The organism is Niabella terrae (assembly GCF_054783135.1).
The window spans coordinates 602,802-616,726 of record NZ_BAAGRD010000008.1; the positions used below are offsets into that span (position 1 = coordinate 602,802).

General features: G+C 48.2%; 7 protein-coding genes. All 7 read left to right on the forward strand.

From position 1 onward, the window contains the following. Window positions 1-96 precede the first annotated feature (96 nt). The 7 genes from ACYVI9_RS10800 to ACYVI9_RS10830 all read left to right on the forward strand — a co-directional run bounded on the left by ACYVI9_RS10800 (window position 97) and on the right by ACYVI9_RS10830 (window position 13,918). Complete coding sequence (locus ACYVI9_RS10800) at window positions 97-1,602, forward strand: TSUP family transporter (RefSeq protein ID WP_460764432.1); 1,506 nt, start codon at window positions 97-99, stop codon at window positions 1,600-1,602. Between the two features lie 351 nt (window positions 1,603-1,953). After that, window positions 1,954-4,527 (forward strand): TonB-dependent receptor, encoded by a 2,574-nt coding sequence (locus ACYVI9_RS10805; RefSeq protein WP_460764434.1) that lies wholly within the window; start codon window positions 1,954-1,956, stop codon window positions 4,525-4,527. 163 nt (window positions 4,528-4,690) lie between these two features. Continuing rightward, a complete protein-coding gene (locus ACYVI9_RS10810) occupies window positions 4,691-5,935 on the forward strand; it encodes a 6-bladed beta-propeller (RefSeq protein WP_460764436.1) in 1,245 nt (414 codons plus the stop codon). Further along, complete coding sequence (locus tag ACYVI9_RS10815; protein ID WP_460764438.1) at window positions 5,932-8,886, forward strand: outer membrane beta-barrel protein; 2,955 nt, start codon at window positions 5,932-5,934, stop codon at window positions 8,884-8,886. The genes ACYVI9_RS10810 and ACYVI9_RS10815 overlap by 4 nt, the downstream gene beginning before the upstream one ends. 302 nt (window positions 8,887-9,188) lie before the next feature. Next, the gene (locus tag ACYVI9_RS10820; RefSeq protein WP_460764440.1) at window positions 9,189-10,214 is read left to right on the forward strand and encodes a homocysteine S-methyltransferase family protein; all 1,026 of its coding nucleotides are present in this window, start codon (window positions 9,189-9,191) and stop codon (window positions 10,212-10,214) included. A gap of 43 nt (window positions 10,215-10,257) precedes the next feature. Beyond that, window positions 10,258-12,939, forward strand: a complete 2,682-nt coding sequence (gene metH / locus ACYVI9_RS10825) for a methionine synthase (protein WP_460764442.1) — start codon at window positions 10,258-10,260, stop codon at window positions 12,937-12,939. 409 nt (window positions 12,940-13,348) lie between these two features. Next, entirely contained in the window at window positions 13,349-13,918 is a 570-nt protein-coding gene (locus tag ACYVI9_RS10830) for an RNA polymerase sigma-70 factor (RefSeq protein WP_460764444.1), read from the forward strand. The last annotated feature ends 7 nt before the right edge of the window (window positions 13,919-13,925 follow it).

The following is a 13,925-nucleotide window of genomic DNA, read 5'->3' on the forward strand; positions in this document are numbered from 1 at the left end:
ATTTATTTAGTCTACATTTTTGATAGACTAAATTGATTCCCTTATTTTTGCGGGTTCAAAAAAAGATATCGGGTTCAGTAGTTAATACCATTTCATTTGAATAAGGAAAATACGATAACCGAACAGACGGGAACAAAAAGCAGCAACCACCTTTTTCCGGTTTTTGTAAAACTGGAACAGTTGCGGCTGCTGGTAATCGGCGGTGGTAACATCGCTTTGGAAAAGTTGCAGGCAGTCATACAAAACGCTCCCTCCACCCAGGTACAGCTGGTAGCCACCGAAATTTCCGATGCGGTGCGGACTTTTGCCCAGAGCCACCCGAATATCCGGCTGGAGCAACGGCCTTATGAAGCCACGGATATCGACCAGTCGGATCTGGTCATTGCGGCGGTTAACGACCTGGAAGTGGCCGGCCGGATACAGACGGATGCCAAAGCCAGCGGCAAACTGATCAATGTGGCCGATAAACCTGCCCTTTGCGATTTTTACCTGGGTTCCATTGTCAAAAAAGGCAACCTTAAAATTGCAATTTCTACCAATGGGAAATCCCCCACCATTGCCAAAAGAATCCGGGAAACCCTTTCTGAAGCCATTCCGGAAGATATAGATGAAACCCTGGATCATATGCAGGTCATCCGCGACCGGCTGCACGGGGATTTTGAACATAAGGTGCGCAAACTCAATAATATTACCCGCGCCCTGGTACAGAAAGACAATAAAGAGAAATCGCTTTCCTACCGACGGATTGCATCTTATGCGCTTCTGGTTTTCGCGCTGATGCTGATCGGTCATTTTATATTTTCCTACCTGCCTGTCGATTCCATAAAAACGACGGCGGTTGAACTGTATGACAGCCTGGGCAGTTCTTTTCTGGTGATGCTGGCTGCAGGATTCTTTGCCCAGATGGTGGATGGTGCACTGGGTATGGGCTATGGCGTCACCAGTGCTACGATTCTGCTTTCCGCCGGGGTGAGTCCGGCAGCGATCAGCGGCAGCATACACACGGCTGAAATGTTTGCCAGTGGTGCCTCGGGTTACAGCCATTACAAGTTCGGCAATGTCAATAAAAAACTTTTCAAAACCCTGTTGATTCCCGGTGTGATTGGTGCGATTGCGGGGGCCTTGTTATTGGTCTATCTGGGGGAAAAATACAGCGATTGGGTGAGACCATTGCTGGCCAGTTATACCCTTTTTCTAGGCATAAAGATTTTGATCAGCGCTTTTCGCAAACAGATTGCCAAAAAGAAATTTAAACATTATCGTGCCCTGGCTGGTGCCGGTGGCTTCTTTGATTCCTTCGGTGGTGGTGGCTGGGGCCCCATTGTAACGACCACCCTGATCACCAAGGGACGCAGTCCCCGGTATGTAATCGGGTCGGTAAGTCTGACAGAGTTTTTCGTTACGCTGTCCAGTGCCTTTACTTTTTTTGTACTGTTGGGTGTCAGCCATTGGCAGACCATACTGGGACTGATCCTGGGCGGCCTGATTGCGGCACCACTGGCGGCCAAACTGACGGGTAAACTTCCCCGAAAAACTTCCTTTATACTGGTTGGGCTGCTGGTCATTGTCTGGAGCCTGCGCATCCTGATCAAAATGCTATAAGTCTTCCGAAGCGCCCTTTCAATACCTGAATGACCAGGTCCGTCAATGCTTATTTATAAAATTGAAACCTACTAATTTGGTAGACTAATAAAATTTACTTAGTATTGCATTTTTTCCGATCATGAATATTCAATTATATAACTCCTGTTACCGGCCGTTGCCCTCAGATGAAATGTCCATCACCGATGTACGATGTTGTGGATTAGCAAATCCATAAGCCTTATTTTTTAATTTTATAGTCTACAAAAATAGTAGAGTAACTAAAGGCCGGCAGGCTTCAGGGGATTTATATGTCCAGATAGCTCGCAGTACCGGTAATTGAAATTCTTCACATTAGAAAACCATTTAACTATGTCCATCAATAAATCGATCATCTATTCAGCAGTGCTGATCCTGCTGGCGGCCCTGCCTTTCGGTGCGACTGCGCAATTAAAAGGCCGTGTCATCAATGACAATAATGAAGCCTTGCCCGGTGCCAGTGTTCAGATTCGTGGAACGACAACCGGCACGGTTTCGGATTCCCTGGGGGCTTTCGGGCTCGACCAGGTACCCGAGACCCCGTTCACCCTGGCCGTTTCTTCAGTGGGCTATAACCCGCGGAATATCGTGGTTCGAAAACTTACTGACAGTTTATACATCCGGCTGGTACCCCTGTTTCAGGTGGACACTGTTGTCATTACTTCCAGAAGAAGACAGGAACTGTTGCAGGAAGTGCCCATTTCCGTGTCTGTAATCAGCAGTAAGAAGCTGAATGAAGCCGGCGCCTTTAATGTCAACCGGGTCAAGGAATTGATTCCTTCGCTACAATTGTATTCTTCCAATCCACGGAATACCGGCGTGAACATCCGCGGACTGGGATCACCCTACGGACTGACCAATGATGGTTTGGACCCCGGTGTGGGATACTATGTGGACGGCGTCTACTATGCCCGGCCGGCAGCAGCAGTTTTTGATTTTGTAGATATTGAACGATTCGAAGTGCTGCGGGGGCCCCAGGGCACGCTCTTTGGCAAAAATACCTCTGCCGGCGCTGTTAATATTACAACCAAGAAGCCTTCCTTTATTCCCTCCGGCACCCTGGAAACCAGCTTTGGGAATTACGGTTATATTCAGGCAAAAGCCACCGTAACCGGACCCATTAGCCAAAAACTGGCGGCGCGGCTCTCCTTTTCCGGTACCCAGCGGGACGGTGTACTTTACAATGAACGCCGTCTGAAAGATGTGAACGACATCAACAATCTGGGCCTGCGGGCGCAACTGCTTTATCATCTTACCGATCGTACCTCAGTTTCACTAGCAGGGGATTTCAATAAACAGGCCCCTAATGGATATGCACAGGTTGTGGCAGGGGTAGTGACCACCAAAAGGGCGGCTTACCGCCAGTTTGATAACATTATTTCCGATCTGAATTATCAGTTGCCTTCCCGCAATGCCTTCGACCGTGTCATCGATCACGATACACCCTGGAACTCAGAAAATGAACTGGGCGGCGCAACCCTGAATATCGACAGTAAAATTGGCCCGGGGACCCTGACGGCTACTACCGCCTGGCGGTATTGGAAATGGGGACCTTCCAATGACCGGGATTTTACCGGACTGGAAGCGCTGGCCAAATCCCAGAACCCCTCCGAGCACCGGAGTATTTCTCAGGAAATCCGATATGCGGGACAGCTCAATGACCGGTTGAGCGGCGTCCTGGGTATTTACTATATTGGTCAGGAAGTAACCACCGATGGCACCGAAGAATCCGGAAAGGATCAGTGGCGTTTCTCTCAGAATTCTGAATCGGAACTCTGGAAGACACCGGGGCTGTTTGAAGGTTATGGCATACATACCCAGTCGTCGATCCGTTCCAAGTCAGCCGCGGTGTTTGCCAATATTGACTGGGAACTGGTCGACCATCTGCATGTACTGCCCGGCATCCGTCTGAATTATGATGAAAAGCAGGTGGATTATAACCGCCAAACCTATGGTGGTCTGGAAACCTCGGATCCCGATCTGCTGGCACTCAAGAATGCGGTCTACAGGAACCAGTCCTATGCTACCGATGCGTCAGAACGCAATATCACTTATTTACTTACCCTGGCCTATCGGCCCAGCCGTAGTGTCAATGCCTTTCTGACCTATTCCACCAGTTATAAGCCGGTAGGGGTCAATGTCAGTGGGTTGCCCACGGTGGATGGTGAAGCGGCGCTGGATCTGGCGGTGATCAAACCTGAGTATACCCGGTACCTGGAAGCAGGCATCAAAACCAATCCCACGAATGAACTGAGCCTGAATCTCAGTGTCTATAATTATGATATTAAGGATTACCAGACCAATGTACAGTCCGCTGAACTCGGTGTCAACCGCGGCTACCTGGCCAATGCCGACCGTGTGCAGGTGCGGGGCGCCGAATTGGACGCCAGTTATCAGGCGGGCTTTCATTTCAATTTCTATGGGGCGCTTTCCTATACCCTAGGTAAATATGTGAAGTTTACCAATGCCCCCCTGCCGCTGGAAGAAACCGGCAATACCATCGATGGGGTTCAGGTGGCGTATAAGGATATTTCAGGAGGCCGGCTGCCGGGGATTTCCAAATGGACCGGAACCCTGGGTGGCGAGTATACCCGCCCTGCTGTGCTGTTCGGCCGGCCCACCCATTTCTTTATCGCCACGGAATTCTTCGCCCGTTCAGAATTTTCTTCAAGTGCGACGCCCTCCTCCGTGCTGAATGTCCCCGGTTATGGTATCCTGAATGCCCGTACGGGCTTCAAGGCAGCCCGGGCTTTAAGCCTCTTCGTTTGGGCCCGCAATATTCTGGATAAGGATTATTATGAGCAATTGCTGGCTGCCGGTGGTAATGCAGGTCATTATGCAGGGGTTCTGGGTGATCCGCGCACCTATGGCATTACCCTGAGCTATACATTTAACGGTAAACCTTAGAAGACTATACGAATCGACAAAGGTTTAATCGAAATTCAAAAATTTTGGCAATCATTTATTCGGCCCGCTGTTTCTACAGTGGGTCCTTGCTTTTGAGCGGATTTGTTTAAAATTTCCTGGAAAATTTTGCAAGGAAACAATCAACAAAACGTCAAAAGGAGTTATGAGAAACTTGGCACTGGTGCTGTGTTTGATGATTGCTTATGTCCTGAACGGACAGGAGGCCCAAAACCTGTATTTTCAGCCCTCTTTTGCGATCGGCGCTCCGGTCTCAAAAGTTTTTGATGAAATCAGCTATATTCCCCTGGAAACAACGAAGAAAAGCCTATTCGGCCGAATCCGGGAACTGGTCGTATCGGATCAGTATTACATCATCTGGGACGGCGACACGAATTCCATTTATTTTTTTGATAAAAGCGGCCGCTTTATTAAAAAGTACCGGCCGGCCAAATGTGAAATCGGCAATATACAATTGGCTAAAAACCGGAACGCCCTGTTTATATCTGGAAAAAACAAGCATTTTAGCTTTTCGGAAAAGGAGGTCGAGAAGATGATGATGGATCCGACCAATAAATCATTTGCCCGCTTTGTATGGGCGGGTTATTACGATCTCGCTGACGTACGCCGTGAACAGGTCGAGGAATTGAAAGACTTCAGTCTGGCACTGGTCAATCCGACCCTGCTTGATGCAGGAAACTGGGCCTATAGTTTTATGAGTGCAGACCGCAGGGCAGAAGACCGGGTCGGATATGAACTGAATGTATATGACGGTCGGACGACCATCCGCAATTATTTCCCCTACAATAAAAAAAGCGATACCCTCTACTATAAATCGGCACAGTTGAGTTTTTTTCCTACTGCAACGACCGATCAGGTACTGTTCACCCGACCCTACAAATACGATATATATGAATTAACCAGGGACAGTGTTCATTTGCGGTATTCACTGGTAATGCCCCTGGAATATTCCCTGCCAAAGACTTTTTATGCCGGCTTCAAAAGCAGCAATGATTTTGAACAGTTCCGCACGGAGAACGGCAGTTTTGTCTGGTCAATCGAAAAGGTGTTCCGGATAAAAGGTCTCCTGTTCTTCTCCCTGGATTACCGCCGGAGCTGGCGGGAAAGGAATTTTATGTTTGAGGAAGCCAAAGGACGGTTCTACAATACCGGTAAGATCAGTCCCGACAGCAGCAATGCCTATCTGCCTGCGCTGGCCGGCAGTATACTGTATGCCGATGAGGAGTATCTGTACAGCAGTGTATCTTCTTCCAGTATGTTCCGGACCCGGGATGCCACCGAAAGAAGAAGCCCTCAATACTCCGAGGCAATGAAATCTTATTTTGAAAACAATGATCGAAATGCCAATCCGGTAATTATTCGGTTACAGCCTAAAACAACGATCGAATGATGAGATATTTACCGGTATTGCTGATCTGTTGTTGCTGCTCGCTGGTGGCATCAGCGCAGAAAGATAGTCTGGTAATGGGTACTGTGAGCGGTATCGTTAAAGACTCGGCAGATGATTATGGCCTGCAGTCGGTAACCATTACGGTTTATAAGAAAGCTGATTCAAGTCTGGTGAATTATCAGATTTCCGGAGAGGACGGATCGTTTTCCTTTTCATCGATCCCGTTGAATACGCCATTTATTTTTAATTTTTCTTTCACTGGTTACCAGGTCTATTCCAGGGCCCTTACCCTGGACAGCACCCATCCCGGGTTTAATTTCAATACCGTCCGGATGGGTAAGAAGCAGGGCATGATGGAGGAAGTGGTTGTACAGGCAGTGGTGCCGGTGACCATGAATGGTGATACCCTGGAAATCAATCCCGGGGCTTTTAAGCTGGATTCAAATGCCGTAGTGGAAGATATGTTGCGCCGTGTACCCGGTGTAACGATGTGGGGCGATGGTACCATAACCGTCAACGGTAAGACAGTAAATAATGTATATGTGGACGGCAAACCCTTTTTCGGGTCGGATCCGGCTATTGCTACCCAGAACCTGCCCAAGAAAGCAATTGAAAAGATTCAGGTCTACAGCGAAGAGGATTATTCCAAGGATAATATTGATGACAATCCGGAGGATTCCCTGCTGACAATGAATATCAAACTGAGGGCGGATAAGAAGAAAGGGTTTTTCGGTAAACTGGGGGGCGGACTGGGTACCGACCGTCGCTTTGAAGCGGATGCCTCGGCACTCGGCTATCGTGAAAAACTACGCGGGGGCATTGCTGCCAGCATCAATAATATCAATAAAACCGCCGGACTTCAGGAAATGTTCCGGCAGGGTACTTACCGTAACTATAATCCCAATAATAAATATGTTGCCAACTTCGGCAGCTCAGGTATTAATAGGATACTGACCCTGGGCGGTAATATGCAGTACGATTTTTCTGAGACCACCAACAGTCGTTTCAATAACCAGCTCAGGGCCAATTACACTTTTACCAATAAACGAGGCGATGTGAGTTCCTCAACCGATGCCAGAAAGGCCACCACGGATGATGTGATCCTTGAACATTCCGAGCGGCAGAATCTGTCCCAGTCTGACAATCACAGCGGTAGTGTCAGTTACAATAAACGGGATGGCGACAAGGACCTGTCACTGGGGGCCAATATCAGCAGCGCCAGTAGCACAGGCAATAACAGCAGCAAAGCACAGCAGGAGCGGGAAGGCGCGGGTCTGGTCAGTGAGAATACTTCCGGCTCCACCTCTAACAATCAAAGCAATAACTTCGGGCTGAATGCTTCTTTCCGCAATAAGGATGATGATGATCGAAACCTGAAAAGTTTTGGCATTAATTACAACCTGGATTACGGCAATTCCGAAAACAATTCACATACCGTCAGTGATTTTGTATCGTATGAGAATGCAGCACGCAATCGTTCCTACGACCGGATATACAACAACACGTCTTCCAGTTTCAGCAATTCCCTGAATATGAATTACAATGCGCTGAAACGCCTGCTCTTCGGCAATTTTAATTTGTGGAATATCAATATGGTCCTGAGCAATCGCATCAGCCATTCCAAAAACACTTCAGATGCCCTGGTCAGTGATTATGATTCCCTGACCGGCAATTACCTGCGAAATGATACATTGACGAACTTCAACGAAATTACCCGTTTCGAGGACCGGCCGTCCCTGCGGCTGTCCAAAAATTTCAGGAAACGGCTTTCCGACCGGTTCAACCGCTATATTAACGTAACGGCCAACCTTCAGGGACGAATCATGTCGGAAAAAAACAGTTCCAACTTCGCCTACCGAAACCTGAACCGCAACTTCAGCTTTTTTATGCCTTCTGCTTCGGTATCGTATCACTACCAGAAATACAACCAGTATACTATTGCTATGGGCCTTTCGGGTAACAGTACCCCTTCCATACCTACCATCAATCAATTGCGACCGATTGTCGACAGCATCAATCAATATAATATCAACCTGGGAAATCCCAACCTGCAACCTTACACCACCAACAGCCTGGATTTTAATTTCAGCTATCGCCGGGAACAAGGCTCCAGGAATACCGACTACAGCTTTAACCTGAATGGCGGCATCAACGACGTGAAAGGGGCTATTGTGGACAGTAGCTTTTACGATAAAGAAGCCCGGCGGACTACTTACCTGATCAACCGGGACGGCCGCAAAGTGTATAATGGCGGTTTCAATATGAAGACCTCTTTTAAATTACCCAAGAATAAGGTATTGCAGTTCAATTACGCCATTACCCTGGCCAAGACGGTTTCTCCCAATTATATTGATAGTGTTTTCACGAATTCCCGGGCCAATAATATGACCAATCGGGTCAGCCTGTTTTACACCCTGGGCGATATCGGCAATATCGAACTGGCCCAGTCAGTTAATACCAGCGCCAGTACCCAGTCCACCGGCCAGATGCGGAATCTGAAAACCAGTAATTATATTACCCAGGGAAATCTGAATATCAATCCTTTCCGGGATTTGATGATCAGCAATTCCATGAATTATGTCAAAAATTCAACGACCGGAGAAACCTCAGCACTCTGGAATGCTTTTGCGACTTACCGTTTCCTGTCTTCCAAACAGGCGGAAGTGAAGTTGTCGGCTATGGACATTCTGGGTCAGTATAAGAATATCAGCAGTTCCAGCAGCCTGGATAATGTGTCTACTACCGTAACCAGCGGACTTCAGCAGTTTTTCATGGTCACCCTGTCTTATTATCCGCGTCAGTTCGGCGGTGGGCGTGGCCGGAGTGGCAGAAGGGCGGAATCAGGAGAACGCGATTCTGAAAGGCGGGATATGCGGCGTTCAGAAAGAGCACCGGAAAACCGCGGCAGCAGGGGACCGGGCGGAAGCCGTGGATCCGTAAGGGGCCAGTAGGGATAAAAGCGCTCAGAAAAACCTGTTCTGGCAGTCAGATAGATTTTTATGCACCCGATACCGGTTAAATACAAGCGTGACTGTGGTATTCTCTTGCATATCAGAGCTATACTAGTGTTTTCTACTATTAATCAGCTAGCTTGCCAAATAATTTACTTTAATTCTTAACTTTGCTACCCAGGCAGATTTGTTTATTGTTCAGCCTGTTCTAAAAAAGAACTAATAAACGGAAGAACCCTTCTTAGTTCCCACGTTTATCATTGAAGACATTTTCGGCGGCATGACCGCCTAAAGCGATAACTATGAGTAAAATCAGAGATTTGCTGGACCAGCGTATATTGGTCCTGGACGGTGCCATGGGTACCATGATCCAAAGGTATCGGCTCACTGAAGCGGATTACCGGGGTGAGCGATTTAAGGACTGGCACAAAGATTTGAAAGGCAATAATGATTTGCTCAGTATTACCCGACCTGATATTATCCAGGCGATCCACCGGGAATATCTCGAGGCGGGAGCAGATATTATCGAAACCAATACTTTCAGCAGTACTTCTATTGCACAGGCCGACTATGATATGCAGTCGCTGGCACATGAACTGAACCAGGCTTCGGTTCGTTGTGCACGGCAGGCTATCGAAGATTTTCTGGCGTCTCCGGAGGGAAAGAACCGGGGTCCCGTTTTTGTAGCAGGCGCGATCGGTCCGCTGAACAAGACCCTGAGTCTGTCTCCGGATGTCAATAATCCGGGCTACCGTGCCGTGAGTTTTGATGAAGTGGTGGCTGCCTATACCGAACAAATCGACGGACTGGTGGAAGCCGGTGCGGATTTGTTACTTATCGAAACCATCTTCGATACCCTGAACGCCAAGGCGGCCATTTATGCTGCCAAGACCTATTTCAGACAGCATCCGGGCAGCAACCGCGAGCTGATGATCAGCGGCACCATAACGGACGCTTCCGGCCGGACCCTGAGTGGTCAGACCCTGGAAGCTTTTTATATATCGGTGGCCCATGCCGACCCGTTGTCGGTGGGGTTGAACTGTGCATTGGGCGCAAAAGACATGCGGGCCCATGTGGCAGAGCTGTCCCAGATCGCTCCCTGCTATGTTTCCGCTTATCCCAATGCGGGACTGCCCAATGCCATGGGGGAATATGATGAACAACCCAATGAAACCGCTTCCTTCCTCGATGACTGGGCAAAGGAAGGCTATGTCAATCTGGTAGGCGGCTGTTGTGGTACGACTCCGGACCATATCCGGTCTATTGCCAATGCTGTCCGGGGTGTGAAGCCCCGCCGGCGCCCGGTGGAAGCAACTGAAATCGTTTAGCAACCCACGAACCAGCATTCTTGAACAGATTTTAAGCATTTTTATGAGTACTGTTAGTATACCTCCTTTTTTACGGCTGTCAGGCCTGGAACCTCTGGTGGTGCGTCCTGAAACCAATTTTGTCAATATTGGTGAAAGAACCAATGTCACCGGTTCCAAGAAATTTGCCCGACTGGTCCGTGAGAATAAATATGAGGAAGCCCTTAGTGTTGCGCGGCAACAGGTAGAAAACGGCGCACAGGTGATAGATATCAATATGGATGATGCCCTGCTCGACGGGGTACAGGCGATGACCACTTTTATCAATCTGGTTCAGAGTGAGCCGGATATTGCCAAAGTGCCGATCATGATCGATTCTTCCAAATTTGAGATCATCGAAGCCGGCCTGAAATGTGCACAGGGTAAATGCATTGTGAACTCGATATCCCTGAAAGAAGGCGAAGAGAAATTTATCGAACAGGCCATTACCTGTCAGAATTTCGGTGCCGCTGTGATCGTTATGGCTTTTGATGAGAAAGGCCAGGCCGATACGGAAGACCGCAAAGTGGAAATCTGTCAGCGGGCTTACGATATACTGACCCGTCAGGTAGGGTTCAAAGGACAGGATATTATTTTTGATCCCAATATTTTTGCCATAGCTACCGGACTGGAAGAACACAATAATTACGGAGTAGATTTTATTAATGCCACCCGCAGAATCAAGCAGTTGATGCCGTTGGCGGGCATCAGTGGTGGTGTCAGTAATCTTTCCTTCTCTTTTCGGGGCAACGAACCGGTAAGGGAAGCTATGCACGCTGTATTTCTGTACTATGCCATCAAGGCAGGGATGTCGATGGGTATCGTCAATGCCGGCCAGCTGGCGGTTTATGATGAGATTGAACCCAACCTGCGCCAGCTTTGTGAGGATGTGATCCTGAATCATAATAACGATAACAATGAAGCCACGGAGAAACTTTTGGCTTTTGCAGAAACGGTGAAAGCTTCCGGTAAGACACAGAAAAAAGATGATGCCTGGAGACAAACACCGGTCGAGGAAAGGTTGAAACATGCATTGGTGAACGGTATTACCGAATTTATTGAAACGGATACCGAAGAAGCCCGACTCAAATATCCCCGACCCCTGGAAGTAATAGAAGGACCATTGATGGCGGGTATGGATGTGGTAGGCGATCTGTTCGGAGCCGGAAAGATGTTCCTTCCGCAGGTCGTGAAGAGCGCCCGGGTAATGAAAAAATCGGTGGCCTGGCTTACGCCTTTTATCGAGGAAGAGAAACTGGCCAACCCCGCTGCCCTGACCGGGGGTGCCGGCAAAGTATTACTGGCCACCGTCAAAGGTGACGTCCATGATATCGGTAAGAATATTGTAGGCGTGGTACTGGGCTGTAACGGCTATGATGTGATTGATCTGGGGGTAATGGTGCCAGCGGACAAGATTCTGGATACCGCCGAAAAAGAGAACGCCGACATCATCGGACTCAGCGGTCTGATTACACCCTCTCTGGATGAGATGGTCCATGTCGCGCAGGAGATGAAAAGGCGGAATATGAAACAGCCCCTGCTTATTGGCGGGGCCACGACTTCCCGGATGCATACTGCGGTCAAAATTGCACCCCAATACGATAACGGAGTGATGCATGTTCTGGATGCTTCCCGGAGTGTTACCGCTGTCAGCAGCCTGCTGGGTAAGGAAAAGCAGGCAGTACTGGAAAAAACAAGTAATGAATATGAGGGCCTCCGCGTACAGTTTGCCAATAAACATAAAAAAGTGCTGGTGTCCTACGAACAGGCACTGGCCAATAAAGAAATGCTGGACTGGAAAAACTACCAGCCGGTAGTGCCTGCGGTTCAGGGGGTAAAAGTGTTTAAGGATTACAGCCTGGCGGAGATTGCCGATTATATAGACTGGGGGCCTTTCTTTAGTGCCTGGGAGATGCCCGGACATTTTCCGGACGTCCTGACCGATGTGAATTATGGAGCTGAAGCCACCAAACTCTACAAGGATGCCCAGGCGATGCTTCGCCAGATAATAGATGAAAATTGGTTCAGGGCAGACGGTGTCGTGGGGTACTGGCCTGCCAGTAGCAATGGAGCCGATACGATTACGGTACAGGTTGATGACCGGCAGGTACAGCTGGAATCCCTGCGTCAGCAATCACAGAAAGCAAAAGGCTACTATAATTTTTCACTGGCGGATTTTGTCATGCCGGCGGAGTACGGACAGGATTATATGGGGGCTTTTGCTGTTACCATACACGGTGTGATGGATCATGTTAAACGTTATCTGGACCAGTTGGATGATTACAATAAAATTTTGGTACAGGTATTGGGTGACCGTTTTGTAGAAGCCTTTGCAGAATGCCTGCACGCGGGTACCCGTCGAAAATTCTGGGGTTACCAGCAAGAAGAAACCCTCAGCAATGAAGAACTGATCAAAGAACAATACCAGGGGATCCGGCCGGCACCGGGTTATCCCGCTTGTCCGGACCATACTGAAAAAATCAAACTTTTTGAAATGCTGCAGGTAACGGAAAATATTGGCATTCAACTTACAGAAAGCCTGGCAATGGATCCGCCCGCTTCTGTCTGTGGCTGGTATTTCGCGCATCCCCAGAGTCATTATTTCGGATTGGGAAAAATCGCCGAAGATCAGCTGGAAGACTTTGCCGCCCGTAAAGGCATGTCAATGGATCAAGCCCGCAAATGGCTGAGTCCGGTATTGCAGTAATCAATGTGACTAGCTGAAAAATCAATCGGCATCCGGGTCTGAAAGGGTGCGTCCCGGGAAATATTTTATACTTCGCATAAATTTCAATTAAGAATTGTTAAACTGAAATTAGCTGATTGCTTGGTCGATTCCTGAAACCTTTCTAAATTCAGGCTCGAACAGATTATTTGTAGTGGTAAAAAAGTCATTACATTTGAATTATGGTGCCATATGATCTGAGCGGATTGGTTAAGCTTAGCTGCGAGTTCATTTAGGCATCGGTTCAATGAATCTTATCGATAGAAATTGTTATAATGGGAAGCATTGACAAGGCACGCGAGGTCTGGTTCTGGAAATGTTTCCCTGATTCTTAACCCATTAGAAAGGGTTCGATACCGAGAACCTGCTTGTTTGAAAATTACCCGAGGTTTTGAATACCACCATATCAACAAAGGAACTGTTGTTAATTGCCGGCGGCGATGAGGCTGCATTTTCCCGCTTTTTCTATGGGACGAAGGATAGGGTATATGCCTACCTGCTTAAACTACTGCAGTCCCCGGAATTGGCGGAAGACGGCGTACAGGAATTATATTTTAAACTCTGGCGGCAACGGGAACGACTGCAACAGGTAACCAATTTTGATGCGTATTGGCACCGGATGGTAAGAAATTACGCATATTCCTGCTTTCGTACCATGGCCGTCCGGGAAAAAGCAATTGGGGAAATTCGCGAAATCCCGGCCACCACAGATCCAGAAGCGCAACTCATCAGCAAAGAATTGGACCTGCAGTTACGTGCACTACTGGACGGTCTGAGCCCCCAGCAACGTTCGGTCTTTGTGCTTAGCCGTCAAGGTGGTATGAAACATGAAGAAATCGCCCGTGAAATGGGTATCAGTGTATTGACCGTAAAAAAACATATGACACTGGCACTAAGAGTTTTAAGAGACAAAATTACACTGGAATACCTGATTCTTGTTTTGCTCCTGTTGAGTTACTAATTTTTTT